General features: G+C 63.4%; 17 protein-coding genes and 1 tRNA gene. 8 read left to right on the plus strand and 10 right to left on the minus strand.

The genetic code is table 11. The features are described 5' to 3' along the window. Window positions 1-53: 53 nt before the first annotated feature. On the minus strand, window positions 54-905 hold the full coding sequence (hflC, locus tag WG900_RS17610) for a protease modulator HflC (RefSeq protein WP_339969403.1): 852 nt from the start codon (window positions 903-905) through the stop codon (window positions 54-56). A gap of 2 nt (window positions 906-907) precedes the next feature. Then, window positions 908-2,086, minus strand: coding sequence for a protease modulator HflK (gene hflK, locus WG900_RS17615; RefSeq protein ID WP_339969243.1), 1,179 nt, complete (start codon window positions 2,084-2,086; stop codon window positions 908-910). A 141-nt stretch (window positions 2,087-2,227) separates the two neighbouring features. Here hflK and WG900_RS17620 point away from each other — a divergent pair, with 141 nt between their 5' ends. The 3 genes from WG900_RS17620 to hemH all read left to right on the plus strand — a co-directional run bounded on the left by WG900_RS17620 (window position 2,228) and on the right by hemH (window position 6,634). After that, window positions 2,228-3,196 carry an Mrp/NBP35 family ATP-binding protein gene (locus tag WG900_RS17620; protein WP_339969245.1) on the plus strand — a complete coding sequence of 323 codons (969 nt, stop codon included), beginning with the start codon at window positions 2,228-2,230 and terminating at the stop codon, window positions 3,194-3,196. Between the two features lie 187 nt (window positions 3,197-3,383). Continuing rightward, on the plus strand, window positions 3,384-5,624 hold the full coding sequence (locus WG900_RS17625) for a molybdopterin cofactor-binding domain-containing protein (RefSeq protein WP_339969247.1): 2,241 nt from the start codon (window positions 3,384-3,386) through the stop codon (window positions 5,622-5,624). Beyond that, complete coding sequence (gene hemH / locus WG900_RS17630; RefSeq protein ID WP_339969248.1) at window positions 5,621-6,634, plus strand: ferrochelatase; 1,014 nt, start codon at window positions 5,621-5,623, stop codon at window positions 6,632-6,634. The genes WG900_RS17625 and hemH overlap by 4 nt, the downstream gene beginning before the upstream one ends. On the opposite strand, the gene WG900_RS17635 is transcribed toward hemH, so the two are convergent. After that, window positions 6,631-6,801: a DUF1674 domain-containing protein gene (locus WG900_RS17635; RefSeq protein ID WP_339969250.1), complete on the minus strand. Its 171-nt coding sequence runs from the start codon at window positions 6,799-6,801 to the stop codon at window positions 6,631-6,633. The genes hemH and WG900_RS17635 overlap by 4 nt on opposite strands. Window positions 6,802-7,043: 242 nt before the next feature. Here WG900_RS17635 and WG900_RS17640 point away from each other — a divergent pair, with 242 nt between their 5' ends. Next, window positions 7,044-8,276: an RsmB/NOP family class I SAM-dependent RNA methyltransferase gene (locus tag WG900_RS17640; protein ID WP_339969252.1), complete on the plus strand. Its 1,233-nt coding sequence runs from the start codon at window positions 7,044-7,046 to the stop codon at window positions 8,274-8,276. A 47-nt stretch (window positions 8,277-8,323) separates the two neighbouring features. On the opposite strand, the gene msrA is transcribed toward WG900_RS17640, so the two are convergent. Beyond that, window positions 8,324-8,848 carry a peptide-methionine (S)-S-oxide reductase MsrA gene (gene msrA, locus WG900_RS17645; RefSeq protein ID WP_339969254.1) on the minus strand — a complete coding sequence of 175 codons (525 nt, stop codon included), beginning with the start codon at window positions 8,846-8,848 and terminating at the stop codon, window positions 8,324-8,326. Window positions 8,849-8,963: 115 nt separating this feature from the next. On the opposite strand from msrA, the gene WG900_RS17650 reads away from it, so the two are divergent. From WG900_RS17650 to WG900_RS17665, 4 genes are all read left to right on the plus strand, one after another. After that, window positions 8,964-9,815 (plus strand): class I SAM-dependent methyltransferase, encoded by an 852-nt coding sequence (locus tag WG900_RS17650; RefSeq protein WP_339969256.1) that lies wholly within the window; start codon window positions 8,964-8,966, stop codon window positions 9,813-9,815. 16 nt (window positions 9,816-9,831) lie between these two features. Continuing rightward, on the plus strand, window positions 9,832-10,683 hold the full coding sequence (gene aguB / locus WG900_RS17655; RefSeq protein WP_339969258.1) for an N-carbamoylputrescine amidase: 852 nt from the start codon (window positions 9,832-9,834) through the stop codon (window positions 10,681-10,683). Between the two features lie 5 nt (window positions 10,684-10,688). Then, the gene (folK, locus tag WG900_RS17660) at window positions 10,689-11,189 is read left to right on the plus strand and encodes a 2-amino-4-hydroxy-6-hydroxymethyldihydropteridine diphosphokinase (RefSeq protein WP_339969260.1); all 501 of its coding nucleotides are present in this window, start codon (window positions 10,689-10,691) and stop codon (window positions 11,187-11,189) included. A gap of 17 nt (window positions 11,190-11,206) precedes the next feature. Beyond that, window positions 11,207-11,282, plus strand: a tRNA-Lys gene (locus tag WG900_RS17665). Window positions 11,283-11,751: 469 nt separating this feature from the next. Here the strand turns inward: WG900_RS17665 and WG900_RS17670 are convergent. Genes WG900_RS17670 through WG900_RS17695 form a run of 6 tightly spaced genes read right to left on the minus strand, consistent with a single transcriptional unit; the run spans window position 11,752 to window position 17,293 of the window. Next, the gene (locus tag WG900_RS17670) at window positions 11,752-12,675 is read right to left on the minus strand and encodes an SDR family NAD(P)-dependent oxidoreductase (RefSeq protein WP_417598441.1); all 924 of its coding nucleotides are present in this window, start codon (window positions 12,673-12,675) and stop codon (window positions 11,752-11,754) included. Continuing rightward, window positions 12,672-13,253 (minus strand): carboxymuconolactone decarboxylase family protein, encoded by a 582-nt coding sequence (locus WG900_RS17675; protein WP_339969263.1) that lies wholly within the window; start codon window positions 13,251-13,253, stop codon window positions 12,672-12,674. The genes WG900_RS17670 and WG900_RS17675 overlap by 4 nt, the downstream gene beginning before the upstream one ends. 14 nt (window positions 13,254-13,267) lie before the next feature. After that, entirely contained in the window at window positions 13,268-14,641 is a 1,374-nt protein-coding gene (locus WG900_RS17680; protein ID WP_339969265.1) for an aromatic ring-hydroxylating oxygenase subunit alpha, read from the minus strand. Continuing rightward, window positions 14,641-15,615, minus strand: coding sequence for a formylglycine-generating enzyme family protein (locus tag WG900_RS17685; RefSeq protein WP_339969267.1), 975 nt, complete (start codon window positions 15,613-15,615; stop codon window positions 14,641-14,643). Before WG900_RS17685 ends, WG900_RS17680 begins: the two co-directional genes overlap by 1 nt. Before the next feature lie 35 nt (window positions 15,616-15,650). Then, the gene (locus WG900_RS17690; protein ID WP_339969269.1) at window positions 15,651-16,334 is read right to left on the minus strand and encodes a hypothetical protein; all 684 of its coding nucleotides are present in this window, start codon (window positions 16,332-16,334) and stop codon (window positions 15,651-15,653) included. A 20-nt stretch (window positions 16,335-16,354) separates the two neighbouring features. Further along, window positions 16,355-17,293 carry a TauD/TfdA dioxygenase family protein gene (locus WG900_RS17695; RefSeq protein WP_339969274.1) on the minus strand — a complete coding sequence of 313 codons (939 nt, stop codon included), beginning with the start codon at window positions 17,291-17,293 and terminating at the stop codon, window positions 16,355-16,357. Window positions 17,294-17,307: the final 14 nt, after the last annotated feature.

A 17,307-nucleotide genomic window follows, 5' to 3' on the forward strand; every position in this document is an offset into this window, starting at 1 on the left:
GCCGACAACGATGAACGCACATTGAATGACTGCGGTTATTGCCTGCCGCAGATTTACTGTTTTCCGCGGAATTGGCGCAGGTAATCGCTGTCGGGCGAAAGCAGGATGGTCGAGCGGCCGACGTTCTTCTGGTTGGAGAAGGTCGCGTCATAGCTCTGCATGGCGCGCCAGAAATCGTAGAACGCCGGGTCCTTGCCAAACGAATTGGCATAGATCTGCGCCGACTGCGCCTGTGCGTCGGCGCGGATCAGCTGGGCGTTCTTCTGACCCTGCGAGATGATCGTCGTCGCCTCGGTATCCTTGGCAGCGGTCATGCGGGCAAAGGCAGAATCGAGCGGAGTGCCATCGGGCAGATCGGCGCTCTTGATCCGCACGTCGACCACCTGCGCGCCGTATTCGCGGGCCTGCTTGTCAAGGTTGTTGCGGATATTGATCATCGCCTGGCCGCGCTCTGCCGTGAGCAGCGACTGGAACGTACGCTTGCCCAGTTCCTGGCGCAGCACCGACGAGAAAATCGGCTGGAGCTGCAGCACCACGCGGTCGGTCGACCCGGCCGAACGCACCATGCGCGCCGGATCGATGATGCGGAAACGGGCGTAGGCATCGACCACCAGCGGCTGCTGATCGATCGACAATACTTGCTGGCGCTCCATCGGCACGGTCAGCATGCGCTTGTCCACGCGCATGACCGTTTCGGCAAAGGGCAGACGCCATGTGACGCCGGCACCGGTGTTGCCGAAGTCCATGCCGGGTTCGAAACGGTTGATCACGCGGTTGGGCTCGCCAAGCCGCATGACCACGGCTTGCTGAGTTTCGGGGACAATGACGATCGTTGACAGCGCCACGACTGCGGCAAGGACGATCGCGATCAGCGGCGCCTTCTGCTCCTGAAACAGGCGGTTCAGCATCACTGGGCTCCCTGCGGCGTGGCGGGTGTGGCGGGCGTGGCGGGCTGGACCCGGCGCACTTCGGGAAGCGGCAGGTAAGGCGTTACCCCGCCCGATTCGAGGATCACCTTGTCATTGTTCGACAGCACCCGCTCCATGGTCTCGTAATAGAGGCGGCGGCGGGTCACTTCGGGGGCGAGCTTGTATTGCTCATAGACCTTGTCGAATTCAGCCGCGTTGCCCTGGGCCTGGTTGATCACCTGCTGCGCCCACTGGCGCGCGCTGGTGACTTCCTGCTGGGCGTTCTGCTGTGCGGCAGTGACTCGCTGGAAGGCCTCGATCACCTTTTCAGGCGCGTCCGTCTTCTTGATTTCGACACCAAGGATGCGGATGCCCGAGTGATAGGCATCGAGAATCTGCTGCATCCGCCTGAGCACCTGGCCTTCGATCGCCTGCCTGCCCGAACCGCCCATCGCATCCTTCAGCGGCACTTCGGCCACGGCGGCGCGCATCGCGGCCTCAGCCACTTCGCGCACCGATTCGTTCGGCTTGTCGAGTTGGTAAGTGTAAAGCTTCAGATCCTTGATGTTCCAGCGCACCAGGTACGAGATGTTGACCAGGTTCTGGTCACTGGTCAGCATCAGCTTTTCATCTTCGCCAGTCGGGATCAGATCGTTGCGGATCGAGGTCACTTCCTCAACCGCCATCGTTTCGATCGGCCAGGGCAAAGTCATCGAAATGCCGGGGCCGACGGTTCGCGAATATTTGCCGAGCGTGGTGACAATGCCCTGCTGCTTGGAATCGAGCTGGTGCGTGGTGGACCACAAGAGCCAGATGGCCAGCGCCACGATGATCGCCGGCTTGGCCCAGGACTTGCCGTCAGGCCGCTGGGGCAGGGGCGGGAAATTGAAGCCGCCGGGGCCCTTTCCGCCGCCGCCGCCCTTGCGGGGGCGCAGGATGTCTTCGATGCTGGCCGAGCGGCGCGGTTCGTCAGCGCCAGCAGGCGGCAACCACGGATTGCGCGGGCCCTTGGGGGCTTCCTTCGGGCCTTCAGGCGGAGCCTCGGGCGCGCCATCGACGCCGGAAGGGGGCGGCGTCCCATCGCCATCGCCTCCACCCGGATTTCCCGAACCCCAAGGGGACTTGCGGCCGGCCATGGCCAGACGTGCCCCCGCGATTGCATCGCTTATGATCTTCATGGCATTCGTTATAGGAAGAGCCTGCGGAATTAACAGGGGCATGGCTTCCGATTTTTGCACGGGTATTTTGCCCCTTCGGGCAGTTCCAAGCATATCATTCTGCGGCTAAGGGCAGGTCCGGATAGCAAAAAAGGCGTGACAATGACCGGCAGCACTGGCGACGAACTCAAGGCAGCCCTGCCGCCCGCGCTGCAGGCGCGCGTCACCGCGCTGCGCTTGGCCGATGGCGTGGCGACCGTGGTGGCCGACGTATCGGGTCTCGACGCCATAGAGCGCGAGCGCACCGAGGCTGCCCTGCGAGAGGCTCTGATGGGCCAGCCGGGAGTCAGCGAAGTGCGTGTTGCCATGACGGCGGACAAGGTCCAGCGCCGCATCATCGCGGTCGGATCGGGCAAGGGCGGGGTCGGCAAGTCGACGCTGTCGGCCAACCTTGCGGTCGCCATGTCGCGGCTGGGGCGCAAGGTCGGGCTGGTCGATGCCGATATCTACGGTCCGTCGCAGCCGCGCCTGCTGCAGACCGAAGGAATCAAGCCGCGTGCCAAGGACAGCAAGATGTTCCCGGTGCCAAGCCCGTTCGGTTTCGGCGTCCTGTCGATGGGCAACCTTATCGAAGGTGACAAGGCAATTGCCTGGCGCGGGCCGATGGCGAGCGGCGCGCTGGGCCAGCTGATCGATGCCGACTGGGGCGATACCGAGATTCTCATCGTTGACCTGCCGCCCGGCACGGGTGACGTGCAGCTGACCATGCTCCAGCGGCACAAGCCCGTGGGCGCCGTGATCGTCTCGACCCCGCAGGACCTCGCGTTGATCGACGCCACCCGCGCGATGCAGCTGTTCAACCAGGCGGGCGTCCCGATAATCGGCGTGGTCGAAAACATGGCCGGCTATATGTGCCCGCACTGCGGCGAGGTGTCCGATCCGTTCGGCTCGGGCGGGGCTGAGGCCGAAGCGGCACGGCTGGGCGAGGCGTTCCTTGGCCGCATCCCGCTGACCATCAAGATCCGGCAGGATAGCGACGCCGGTCAGCCCCCCGCCGCCGGGGATAGTCCCGAGGGGCAGGCCTTCCTCGCCATTGCCAGACGCGTGCTGACATGGCTTGATAACAGCTGATGCCTGATCTTGCGTCGGCCTCGATGCTGATCAGTCATCCTCCGTTTCGTCATTGCGAGGGGCGGAGCGACGAGGCAATCCAGAGCGGCTGCGTGCAACGGCTCTGGATTGCTTCGCCTGCGGCTCGCAATGACGAATTCGGGGGTGATGAGTGGTAACGCGGCGGGGCATTCTGGCGGGAGCAGCGGTGAGCGGCGGCCTGATCGTCGCCTATGCGCTGATGCCGCGAACCTTTCCCCTGCCGCTCGAACCGCGCGAGGGCGAATGGGCCTTTGGCGCATGGCTCAAGATCGGCAAGGACGGCATGGTCTCGGTCGCGGTGCCGCAGCTGGAAATGGGGCAGGGGGTGACCTCGCTGCTGCCCCAGATCGCCGCGATGGAGCTTGGCGCGGACTGGCGTCAGGTCGCCGTCGAACCCGCCCCGCCAAGCGGTGCCTATGCCAATGTGCCGCTCGCCGCGCAGTGGGCCGAGCTGTGGATGCCGGCCGTCGCTGGTCTCGCCAAGGGCGATGATCCGGCGATTGCGCGCAGTTTCGCCGAACGCGGGAAGTTCACCGTGACGGCCGAAGGCACCAGCGTCACCGCTTATGAAGAGCCGCTGCGCATCGCCGCCGCAGCCGCACGCGAAATGCTCGCCGAAGCGGCTGCCAACACCTGGGGCGTTTCGGCGGAAGAAGTGAAGATCGAGGGCGGGTTCGCCAGTCACGGCAAGCAGCGGCTGGGCTTTGGGCAACTGGCCGAGGACGCCGCCGCGCTTTCCCCGCCGTCCAGCCCGACCGTCCGCACCGAACTGCCCAATGAACGCGGCGCGGGCCGGGCGCTGGGCGAGGCCAATCGCTTCCCTCGGCTCGACGGGCCGAGCAAGGTCACAGGCATGGCGAATTTCGCCGGCGATGTGCGCCTGCCCGACATGGTCTTTGCTGCAGTGGCGCATGGCCCGGTCGGCGAGACGCGGCTTGCCGGATACGACACCAAGCGGATCGAAGGCCTCTCCGGTGACATTCGGCTGATCAAGGGACCGGGCGAGGACTGGCTGGCGGCGGTGGCGACCAACTGGTGGGCGGCCAACCACGCGCTTGAAGTGCTCTCGCCCCGTTTCGCCACGCGGAGTGCGGTAGAAAGCGAAGCCCTGTTCACCGCGCTCGACAAGGCTGTTCGCAAGGGCATTACCGAGCGTATCTTTATCGAGGGCGACCCCGACGATGCCATCGGGGGCAAGCCTAGCCTCGTTGCCCGTTACGATGTTTCGCCCGCGCTTCACGGCACGCTCGAAACCGCAAGCTGCACTGCGCGGCTGCGAGATCGTCGCTGCGAACTGTGGATCGCCGCACAGGCCCCGCAGACCGCGCGCGAGGCAGTGGCCAAGGCTCTCGGGATCAAGCCTCTCGACGTCATCGTCTATCCGGTCCCGGCCGGCGGCAGCTTCGATGCGCGGCTCGATCATCGCCATGCGGTGCAGGCGGCGCTGATCGCTAGGGAGGTCGGCAAGCCGGTTCAACTGACCTGGTCGCGCTGGCAGGAACATCTGGCCACCCTGCCACGCACGCCAGCGGCTGCCGTGCTCTGGGCTAAGCTCGCTGAACCGGGCGGACAGATCACCGGCTGGAAAACCCGCATCGCTGCTCCTGCAACTGGCAAGGCCTTCGGTCGCCGCCTGTTCGACGGCGAAAGCCCGCAGACCGCGATGCGCGAGAGCGACGGCGCGGCGGACGCCATGGCAGTCGAAGGCGGCGTGCCTCCCTATGCACTGGCCAACTTTTCGCTCGATCACGTGCCCGTGGCCACGGGTCTACCGGCAGGCCGGATGCGCGGGCAGGCGCATGGCTACACCGCGTTCTTCACCGAATGCTTCATCGATGAACTGGCCCACGCCGCCAAGCGCGAGTCGCTGTCCTATCGCATGGAGATGCTGGGCGGCGACCCGCGCCTTGCTGCCTGCCTGCTGCGCGTGTCCAGCCTCGCCAACTGGAACGGTGGGCACGATGCGAGCGGCCAAGGCCTCGCCTGTCACCACATCGGCGGCGATCACGGCGGACGCATCGCCGTGATCGTCACTGCGCGGCGCAATCCCGAAGGCGGCGTGCTGGTCGACAAGATTTCCGCCGCAGTCGACATTGGCCGCGTCATCAACCGCGACATTGCCCTGCAGCAGATCGAAGGCGGACTGGTTTACGGCCTTGGTCTCACGGTCGGTTCGTCGACCGCCTATGCCGAGGGGCTGCCGCTGGTCGGGCGGCTGTCGGGCCTCGGCCTGCCGCTGCTCGGCCAGATGCCGACGATCGAGGTCGACCTGCTCGACAGTACCGCGCCGCCCGCCGATCCCGGCGAACTGGGCGTCGCCGCCATCGCCCCTGCCATCGCCAATGCCCTGTTCTCGGCCACCGGCTACCGTTTCCGCCGCCTGCCGCTGCTTGAGGAAGCCGAATGACCCTGCCCGAAGGCCACCCCCCCATCGCGCTTGGCCGCGTCGGTGTTCTGCTCGTCAATCTCGGCACACCCGATGCGCCGACGCCAAAGGCGGTGAAGCGCTACCTCGGCGAATTCCTGATGGACCCGCGCGTGGTGGAAATTCCGCGCCTCGTCTGGTGGCCGATCCTCAACGGGATCATCCTCAACACGCGGCCCAAGAAGTCTGCCCATGCCTATTCGCAGGTCTGGACCGACGCCGGATCGCCGCTCGCCGCGATCACCGCCGCGCAGGCCAAGGCGCTGCAGGCGCGGATGGGGCAGGGCGTGCAGGTCGACTGGGCGATGCGCTATGGCAATCCATCGGTTCCGGCAAAGATTCAGCAGCTAAAGGACCAAGGCTGCGACCGCATCCTCGTCGCGCCGATGTACCCGCAGTATTCCGGGGCCACCACGGCAAGCGCGATGGACGCGGTCGGCGCGGCGCTGAAGGCGATGCGCTGGCAGCCGGCGATCCGCTCCCTCCCGCCCTATTACGATGATGCGCTGCATATTCAGGCTCTTGCGAAGGACACCTCGCAGCAGCTTGCGGCCTTGCCGTTCCGTCCGGAGGTACTGCTGCTGTCGTTCCACGGCATGCCCGAGCGCACGCTCCACCTTGGCGATCCCTACCATTGCCAATGCCGCAAGACCGCGCGCCTGCTGGCGGAAGCTCTGGCGAAGGACTGGGGCGACGTGCGCGTCGAAGTCACGTTCCAGTCGCGTTTCGGCAAGGCCAAGTGGCTGGAACCGGCGACCGATCTGGTGCTGATCGAGGAAGCGAAGAAGGGCACCAGGCGCATTGCGCTGGCCGCGCCGGGCTTCTCTGCCGACTGCCTAGAAACCATCGAGGAACTCGGCATCCGCGGCCGCGAAGATTTCGTCGCGGCGGGCGGGACTGACTATGCCGTGCTGACCTGCCTCAACGCCGAAGAGCCGGGCATGGCGATGATCGAGGCGCTTGTCAGGCGCGAACTGGCCGGGTGGATCTAGAAGTCGATCGCGATCCCGTCCTTCACCCAGTCGCCGTAGCGGGTGGGGGACAGGCCATCGGGTTCCGGGCCCTGCTGCTTTGATGGAGCGGGTTTCGGCGCGGGTTCGTTGGTCCAGTGCGCGGGCTTCACGAAGTCGGCCGGGCGTTGGGTGGCGCGTTGGGTCATGGAGGCAGGCTACCACCTCACCATTCACTCGTCATCCTGAACTTGTTTGTGCAAGCACGTCTTCGTGCTGCAGGTTCCATCAGGCCTGGCGCAAGGTGCAAGAAGAGAAGTGCAACGGCTCGGTTGTTGACCGCAACAAGGCTTGCGCGCGTTGTGCGCCATGGATCCATATACAAGTTCAGGATGACGAATAGGCGAGGGAGGGGCTTATCTCGCGGGCCAATCTCCCCTAGGGCCAGCCCATGTCTGATATTCCCGGCCTTCCCGCCCGCCGCGCGGCGCTCAAGCTTCTCGATGCCGTCCTGCGCCGGGGGGAGACGATTGAGCAGGCGTCGCACAATGCCTGTCAGGGCATCGTCGGCGGGCCTGACCGGGCGTTGGCGATCGCCCTGGCGAGCGAGGCGCTGCGCTGGCTGACCGATCTCGACGCGCTGATTGACAGCACGACCAACCAGACGCTGGACGAAGACACCAAGGTGCGCTCCGTGCTGCGGTTGATGATCGCCGGCTGGCTGCGGCTCGAAACGCCGCCGCATGCGGTGATCGCCACGGGCTTGCCGCTGCTGACCGGCGGGCCGCGCAGGCTGGCGCACGGCGTATTCTCCTCTCTGTCAAAGCGCGGCGCGGCGCTGCCCGATGTGCCGAGCCTGCCGGCCGAAGTGGCCAAGCGTTGGGGCGCGCGGGCCGATGCGATTGCCAAGGGGCTCGGCAACCCGCCGCCGCTCGATCTGACCTTACGCGATGCTTCAACCACTGCCGAATGGGCCGAGAAGCTCGGCGGCGTGTCGCTCATGCCCGGCCAAGTCCGCCTGCCTCGCGGCGATGCGATCGAGAACCTTGAAGGGTTCAACGAGGGCGCATGGTGGGTGCAAGACCTCGCCGCCAGCCTGCCCGCACGCCTGCTGGGTGCGGGAGAAGGCCGCCGCGTGCTCGATCTCTGCGCGGCCCCGGGGGGCAAGACGCTGCAACTCGCTGCCGCTGGCTGGAAAGTCACCGCGCTGGATATCAGCGCCAAGCGGCTCGAACGGGTTGAGGCAAATTGCGCCCGCGTGGGCCTGGAGGCTGAGCTGGTAACGGCTGACGCGCTGGATTGGCAGCCCGATGTGCACTTCGACGCCGTGCTGCTGGATGCACCGTGCACCGCGACCGGCACCTGCCGCCGCCATCCCGACGTGCTCCACCGCATCGCCCCGCGCCACATTGCCGAAATGGCTGAACTGCAAGCCCGCCTGATCGCCCGCGCTATTGAAAGGGTGAAGCCCGGCGGCGTGCTGGTCTATGCTGTATGCTCGCTCGAAGTTGACGAGGGCGAGGGACAAGCGCGCAGTGTGGCCCTTGATCCGTGGCCGATCACGGCGGACGAGCTGCCCGCCGGCATCGCCGCCAGCACCGACGGCTGGCTTCGCACCGATCCCGGAATGCTCTGCGAACAGGGCGGCATGGACGGCTTCTTCATCGCCCGCTGGCGCAAATAAATCCTCCCCATTCGCACTTCGTGAAAATGGGCAGGATTCAGTTGCGCCTACTTCAGCTTGTCTGAAAAACCAGCCTGCAACTTGGCCAGCTTGGGTGGGATCACGGCGAGGCAATAGGGGTTCCGCTGGCCTTCGCCTTCCCAGTATTCCTGGTGATAATCCTCGGCGGGATACCACGTGGCCGGCCCTTCAATGGTCGTCACCGCAGTGCCACCATGGCTGGCATTCCAGCGGTCAATCCCGGCCTGCGCCTCGGCACGCTGGTCATCACCCAGCGGAAAAAGCGCCGAGCGATATTGCGTGCCGACATCGTTGCCCTGCCGGTTGAGCTGGCTCGGGTCGTGAGTCGCCATGTGAATGTCGAGCAGGTCGGCGTAGGTCACGATTTCAGGATCGAATTCGATACGGATCGCCTCGGCATGGCCGGTCTGGCCGCTACACACCTGCTTGTACGTCGGGTTTGCTGGCGCGCCACCGATATAGCCGCTTTCGATACCGCTGACCCCGGCAATCGAGCGGAACACCGCCTCGGTGCACCAGAAGCAGCCGCCTGCGAAAATTGCTTCAGCCATTGCGCGTTCGATCCTTTTTCGTCCTGACTGACAGATAGATAGGGAGCAGCTTGGTGCTTGTCATCGTTGCGGCTGCAACTAAACAGGGGGCGTTCAAAAAACCTAGGGAGTTTCCATGCGCCGCTTGCTTATCGCCCTGTCTGCCTCCGCCCTTTGCCTTCCTGCTGCGACTGCTCTTGCCCAGCCCGCTCCGGCTCAGGTCAAGGCGATGAAGGCAGAACTGGCTGCTGCCGTCGCCAGCCCGCTGCGTGACAAGGACCGTGCGCGCGACCAGTATCGCCGCCCGGCCGAGACGCTGACCTTCTTTCAGGTCGCTCCGGACATGAAGGTGGGCGAATATGCCCCAGGCGGTGAGTGGTATTCGCGGATGCTGGGGTTGTACCTCGGCGGCAGGGGCAAGCTCGTCGGGCTCTATTTCGATCCCACTTCGGGGCAGTTCAACGAAAAGAGCCAGGCAGGCATTCGCGCGGGGGCAGCGAAGTACCCCGCCGATGTTGCCGCTGCCACCGGGCTTCCGGCTGAACGCTTCGCCGCGATGACGCTCGAAAAGCTGCCAGACAGCGAAAAGGGCACCTTTGACCGGATTTTGGTCATGCGCATGATGCACAACCTGATGCGCTGGAACATTGCCGACCGCGAGATCAAGGCGATGCGCGACCTGCTCAAGCCCGATGGCATGATCGGCATCGAACAGCACCGCGCCCGGCCTGACGCACCCTTCAGCTATGCTGATGGGTCGAAAGGCTATCTGCGCGAAGCGGACGTGATCAAATTTATGGAAGTCAACGGCTTCACCTTCGTCGGTAAGAGCGAGGCGAATGCCAACCGCCGGGACCCGGCCAACTGGCCCGGCGGTGTGTGGACCCTGCCGCCGTCGCTCGACGGAGCCAGCGAAGCGGACAAGGTGCGGCTCCAGGCCATCGGTGAGAGCGACCGCATGACCCTGCTGTTCCGCAAGCGCAAGTAATGTTAGGGGCGGCGGCATGAGCACGCTTACTGTCGCCGCCCTGCAATTGCCGCTCGGTTCCGCCGATGAGGGCGAAAACATTGCCGCCGTTTCCGCGCTGGTGGAGCAAGCCGCTGCCAAAGGCGCGCAGGTAATCTTGCCGCCCGAACTGTTCTCCGGCCGCTATTTCTGCACCGTCGAGGATGAGGCCCTGTTCGCGCTCGCCCGGCCCACGGCCGAACATCCCTCGGTCAAGGCGATGATGGCGCTGGCGGCCAAGCTCAAGGTGGCCATCCCGACCAGCTTTTTCGAACGCGACGGGCACCATTACTACAACACGCTGGCGATGATCGGCCCGGACGGACAGGTGCAGGGCACTTACCGCAAGAGCCACATCCCCGATGGCCCGGGTTACGAAGAAAAGTACTATTTCCGCCCCGGCAATGACGGGTTCAAGGTGTGGGACCTGTTCGGTACCAAAGTCGGCGTAGGCATCTGCTGGGACCAGTGGTATCCCGAATGCGCCCGCGTAATGGCGCTGATGGGTGCCGAAGTGCTGTTCTATCCCACCGCCATCGGCTCTGAACCCTATGACGCCGATCTGGACACCAGTCGCATGTGGCGCCGCGCGATGCAGGGGCACGCCGTGTCGAACTGCATGCCGGTGGTCGCGGCCAACCGCATCGGGACCGAAGGCGGGCAGGCGTTCTACGGTCACTCGTTCATCAGCGACGAATGGGGCGACCTGACCGATGAATTCGGCGCGCAGGAATCCGGTGTGCTGGTCCGCACGCTCGATCTGACGCGGGCTGCAAAGCACCGTGCCGGCATGGGCTTTTTCCGCGATCGCCGGCCGCAACTCTACACCCGCATCGCGCAGGACATCTGAAGCACATGGGCAGCGCGGCGCAGCGCTACCTGATCGCGCTCGGCTCGAATCAGCGCCATCCGGTTCACGGTTCGCCGCGCAGAGTACTCGCCGCCGCGTTTGCCGCGCTGGACGGGAAGGGGCTCAAACTGCTCGCCGCATCGCCGGTGATGGACAGCGCCCCCGTCGGCCCATCGCTGCGCCGCTATGCCAATGCCGCCGCCTTGATCGAAACGCGGCTGGTTCCGGAGGACCTGCTGGGCCATCTCCACACCATCGAGAAATCCTTCGGCCGCCGCCGCATGGGCCAGGCCTGGCGATCACGGGTGCTTGATCTCGACATCGCCATGTGGAGCGGCGGCGCCTATGACGTCCCCGGCCTCACCATCCCCCACATCCACCTGCGCGCGCGCCCCTTCGTACTGGGCCCCGGAATGTTGCTCGCGCCCACTTGGCGCGACCCAATCAGCATATTGACGCTTCGGCACCTCCACAGCCGCTTGACCCGACCCCGCCCACTCCCCTAGGGCAACCCGCGTGGTAAGGGCCCTTAGCTCAGTCGGTAGAGCAACTGACTTTTAATCAGTAGGTCGCTGGTTCGAACCCAGCAGGGCTCACCACACTATAAAATACAATGACTTATGCGCCAATTATTTGTTTTGTATCGCAGCATTGTATCACATATGCTTCTGCTCCCGTCATGAGCTAATGGCGACGGTGTCCGCTATGCTTGAGCGGCTTCGTTCAGATCGCGCGCCACGATGTGCAGGGGAACCGAAGATTCAGGGCTGAAGGCAAGAAAGAGATTGGTGCTCATGTGCTGACTCACGTTGATGTTGGTGAGTGCACCTTGACTTGTTCGCTGCTTGGATGCGGGTGGAAAGTGGTCCGAAAAAAGTGAGAATTTCGTCCGTCAAATGAGGACCACTCGTCACGTGGACTTCTATAGACCTTGGCCCGATCTGGCTTACCAAAAAGACCCTTTGCGGGCTTGGAAAGACGGGTTCATGCAAAGATCGAGTGCGCAATTCGTTGCAATGCCTTCGCCTGCCACACCTATGTCGGTGACATCGCCAATTCCAAGTCCAATCAGTCGTTCGCTGTCCCAGCGCGCGCCATCTCGAAACTGAAGCCCAGGTGCTCGTGGAAGCCCCTGGGCACAGAGCTGAAGGTTTCGACGTGAGCTCGGTCAAAGATTTCGTCGGACCGCGCAGCAACATCCTCGATCGACCATTCGGGTTGGAACACGCCGCGCGTTTCCGCAGGGAACGCCTCAGCCATGCGCCCAGCCAGCGAGACCAGAAGCTTGCCCGAAGCCTTGCAGTCTTCGTGAGCCAGCCAAGCCAAGGCCGGCGCAACCAGTTCTGGTCCCCATGGTGGGAAGCCCTCAACATCACGGCCTTCGACCAGCCGCGTTTTCGCAGCTGGGACGATGCAGTTGACGCCGACGCCGTGATCCAGGCCCTCTAGCGCGAGCGCGTTCGACAAACCGTTGATCGCGCCTTTGGCCGTGCAATAGGCGGCAACATTGCGTTCGCCATAGAGGCCGGCGATCGAGGCGACGAAGACGATCCGACCGTAGCCGGCATCGCACATCCTCGGAAAGACTTCCTTGGCGAGGTGGAACGCGCCCGACAGGTGCACGTCGAGCACGGCAGAAAAATCTTGAAAGGACAGGTCCCGGAACGGGCCGCGGCGATTGATCGTGGCGTTGTGGATCAGGATGTCGACCTTGCCCCAGGTATCTAACGCAGTCTTGACGATCCCGGCGCAGCCTACTGCTGTAGCGACGCTGTCACCATTCGCGACCGCCTCACCGCCCGCAGCGCGGATTTCTGCAACCACGGCTGCAGCCATGCCGATGTCAGCGCCTTCGCCCTGACGGCTGGTACCCAGGTCATTGACCACAACCCGTGCTCCGCGCGACGCCAGCAACAAAGCATAGTCGCGGCCAAGGCCGCCGCCTGCTCCGGTGATGATGGCGACCCGCCCATCGAAGCGCTTTTCGTTCAGTGCCATGCTGCCTTCAAATCCTCGGATGGGAGCCGCACGGACTTCAGAATCCATGCAAGCATCGAATAGGTGCCGACCAGGAACAGGAGTTCGATCAATTCCTTCCGGTCGAACTCGGCAGCAAGCGCAGCCCACAGATCATCGTCGATATCGTTCTTGTCGCACAGGGCATCGGTGGCCCTGAGGCACAGGCGCTCGGCCTCGGTCCAAAGCGGATCGGACGGACCGACCTGCACTGCCGCGATTTGCTCTGGCCCAATGCCATATTGGGCAGAAATCTGGACGTGCAGGTTCCATTCGTATTCGGATTTGAAGCGGTTCGAGACCCGCAAGACAATCAGCTCACGTAGCCGAGGCTGGAACACGCCCGTGGTCAGTTCGAGATTGAACTGCATGAATTTTGTGCCCAGCACCGGGTGATTAGCGAGCCAGTGCGTGTAGTTGTATTTGGACCCGTTCTCACGCCCCCAATCACCTTCCAGCACCCCAAACAGGTCAAGCACCTCGTCCGTCCATTCCTCGCGCGCGATCGACGGTTGGCGCTGGGAGCCCATTGGCATCTTTGGCTTGTCGGTCAACGCAACGCCTCTCTTCAGAACCCGAAGTCCAGGACCGGACCATCAAAGTTGTTGCACAGTTGGTGGATTGCCGCGGTGCGCTTTTCCGGCGGCACGCCGGTCAGGTAGCCGTCGATGATCTTCTGGTAGTTGGCGATCAGCCCTTCGATGTTTTCGCCCAGTCGCATGAAGTCAAAGCCTCCGGCATGCAGGCCGATTTGCTGTTCGGGTATGTTCGCATAGTCCTGTTGCGGGATCGGAGGGAATTCCTTGCTGTCCCAAGGCAAAACCGTCGGCTGGCGCGGGGAAACGTGATCGCTATCCTTGGGGAAGTGGGTCAGCGACCAGATCTCGAATACGCAGGTCTCCGCGGTCAGCGGCCGGATGCGATAGGAAGACATGCTGGAGGCCATCGGCAGCAGGAAGAAGTTCGGGAAGAGAAACTCGATCGGGTGAACATAGTGCGACACCTTCACCGCGTTGAGGTCGGGAACATCCTCCCCGGCCTCGCGGAGACGGCGGGTCACTTCGGCGTTGAACATCCCATACCAGGTCATCACCCCTGTCTGGAGGTCATCGGGCAAGTCGACGTCGGCAAGGCTGCGGGCGATTTCCACTTCCTTGGCATGGATCATGCCGGCCATGCCTTCGCTGAGCAGCTCCATGTGACGGATCTGGCTGGCGACATTCTCGCGAACGCTCATCGACGGATCGATCGGCAGGCCGAGGCCGCCGGTGTCGTTGCCATACATCGAATTGTAGATCACCGGCGCCGCTCGCTGCAGCTGCGGGTGGGTCTTCATGGTATGGAAGCCCTCCATGAAGGCTTCCATTGCCACCTTCCAGTTGGCCGGCAGCTCGGTCGCGAACCACCACTCGGTCTTGAGGTCGGAAGCGTTGTGCGCATCGAAGCGGTCGAGGATCGGCCCCATTGTTTCGCGGTAGCCGGGCGCGGCATCATCGAAGTTGATGAACAGGCAGCCGCCCCAGATCTCGCTGCGTACTTCGGGGAGCCTGAGATCCTGCGGGTCCAGCGCATCCTCGGCGAACATGTGGCGACCGTAAACGAAAGTGTTTTCGCCCTCCATGTCCCAGCGCCAGCCGTGGAACGGGCAGATGAACCCGGTCTTGGCGCAATTGCCATGATCCTTGCCAAGGCGGGCACCGCGGTGGCGGCAGGCATTATGGAATGCCTTCACCCCGGACTTCGTATTGACGACCAGCACGCTTTTTTCGAAGATGCGGTATTCGATCCAGTCACCAATATTGGGAATGGAATCGAGCCGTGCGGCGAGTTGCCAGACATGCTGCCACAGCTGGTCCTTTTCGCAGGCGAAGAAGGCTTCGTCGTAATAGCGGGCCGAAGGGATACGATCACGCTGAGTGATGAGGTGGGCGGAATCCACCATCAGTCGAGCCTCACCACGCGGAAGCCCCACGAGTGCCCCGTATAGCTGGCACTGCGCGGCGCGCGGATGCCTGCAAAGGCCGAATGCGAAGCGTTGCCATATGAACCACCGCGCGATGGCCGGGCATCACAGTCACCGGTGGTCCAGGTCGATCCATCGGTGGGCGCGCCGTTGTAATCGTTGTTCCAGCAATCCGCTGTCCATTCCCAGATGTTGCCCTGCATGTCGTAGAGCCCCCACGGGTTGGGCTTGTAAATGCCGACCGGCGAGGTCCAGGCATAGCCGTCCGAGCATTGGAAGCGGTATTCAGGGCCGCGCGGTGCTTTCAGCTCATCGGCCTGATCGAAGTCCGGTTGGTTCGAATAGAGGCAGGCCGTGGCATCCTGGTTATCGCCCCAGAAGAACGAAGTGGTTGTGCCCGCGCGCAGCGCATACTCATACTGAGCCTCGTTCGGGATAGCGTATCGCTTGCCGGTCTTTTTGCTCAGCCATTTCACGTAAGCCTCCGCATCTTCGGCTGAGACGCAGACGACCGGGTGCCTGTCATCCTGCGGGAACCCAGGCGAGCGCCAGTTATAGCCGCGCGCCTTTTCGTAGATGAAGTGGCCGTCATTATACCGCTGATTGAAGCAGGATTCGGACGTCGGGTGTTTGGTTTCATCAATAAAGGAGCGGAACTGGGCCACAGTTACCGGGGTTTTGCCCATGGCGAACCCCTTGGCGAAGGTCACCTTGCGCAGCGGCATTGATCGGCCAAGATTGGCCTCGGACATGCCGTGGCGCCGCTCTTCCTCGATGCTTGCTCCCATGATGAAGGAGCCGGCGGGAACGCGGATGACCTCCGGACAAGACGAACAGTCCTTGACTGCTGCACCCACTGCCGGGGTCCTGACCGGAGCAGGCTTGGCCAAAGCGGTGTGGCTGCCGGCGAGTGCTGCGAGCGCCGCAATGGCGAACATCGAAAATTTGCGCATTCTCGTATCCTTGAAAAATTGAACCCCGGGTGCGCCTACTTGAGCGCTTCCGACATCGCGGGTGTGGGAACGAAGACGAAGCGAGGCGATTCCCAGCCGGCGCGCAGCACAAGAACTGCGCGCTTGGTCGGGTCCTCGAGTTTCAGCGAGAACGTCCGCGCAGCGTAATTGTCCTTGGGTCCAAGCTCGGCAAACGAAGCCTCGAGTTCCTTGGCATTGGCGATATTGTAAGAGGCAATCAGCTGGGTCCTGATCTTCTCGATGCCAATCGGAGTGATGTGCGAATAGGTCAGGTTGAAGGTCGACGGGTCCTCGAACCTGCCAAGCGCGACGAGGCCGGGCTGGCGCTGGGTGATGCAGTTGGCATATTTGCGCAGCTGTTCGTCGGTGAGGAAATCGCTGCCCCATGTCACCCGGTAGTCGTCGACATGATCCAGCTTCATCGTCGCGAGCCGGTCGTTTGCGGCCTTGCGTGCGGCACTGATGTCAGCGCTGTCGGCAACCAGCTTGTAATATCCAGGTGACCCGGCGGGGGCCGCCTTGATCCGGTCATACTCGGTGCGCGTCATCTCCGTGACGATTGCCAGGCGCTGAACTTCGCTCAGCGCAGACAGCGGCTTGTCAGTGAAGTCGGTAACGCGGCAGGGAGAAGCCTGCGCCGCGCCCGCTGAAAACAGTGCAAGCGGCACCGCGAACGCTCCCCAGAGGACTTTCTTCATTTTCTGTTCCTTCACTGAAATCAGACGTCCACGCCGATTGGCGCAACCGAACCCGGAATCTCGAGCCGACCCAGACCGTAGTCGCCCTTGATCGTCGTGCGCTGCATACGGCGCGGATATTGCGGCGGGTTGCCGCTGGCGCTGTGCATGAAGCGCCAATTGTCCCAGATGACCATGTCGGTCGGCCGCCAGGTGTGGAAATAGGTGGCCATCTTGGCGTTCATTTCGGCGATCAACTCTTCGAGCAGGGCGTCCCCCTCGGGTGTTTCCATCCCTTCGATACCGGCAGCCTGCCACGGCGAGACATGGAGCACCTTTTCGCCGGTGGCGCGGGTCCAGATCGCCGGATGGACCGAGCGAGGCACATTGCGTGTCGCCTCAACCATGTCGGTGATCATCTGGCGCACCTTGATGCCGTTGTAGCTCTTCGGGCGCCCGAACTTGAGGTTATGGAACATCAGGAACGAGTGGTAGACGATGTTCAGGTCTTCGAAGCGGTCGCGCAGCGCCGGGTCGATCGCCTTGTATAGCTGGATGCCATCGGCAAACCCGGTCATCCCGCCTTCGGGCGAAATGGTGATCGCGCGCAGGATGCCGCCGCGATTGAGCTTCTCGGCGTAGCAGGCGTCGATGTGCCAGGGGATCCAGCCTGAAACTTCCTTGCCATCGACCTCGAACACGTCCTGGTAGTCGAAGTCGGTCATGCCTGGGACATGGTCGTCGGCCATGGGAACGTCGCTGAGCGCATGGCCTTCAAGCTCGCCGAACACCTTGCTCAGTGCCACCTGCATGGCGTTGCTCGGTTCCATGTCCTCGAACACGATCATGCCGCGATCTTCGAACACGGCGTTGATCTCGGCCCGCACGTCCCCGTCGGTCGAATTCGCCTGGGTCACGCCGGTGATGCGCGCTCCAAAGGGCAGATCGTCTGCCAGCGGCCTTACCTTGATGGCACTCATGGGCACCTCTCCAT

This window comes from Novosphingobium aquae (assembly GCF_037572715.1).
GTDB lineage: Bacteria > Pseudomonadota > Alphaproteobacteria > Sphingomonadales > Sphingomonadaceae > Novosphingobium > Novosphingobium aquae.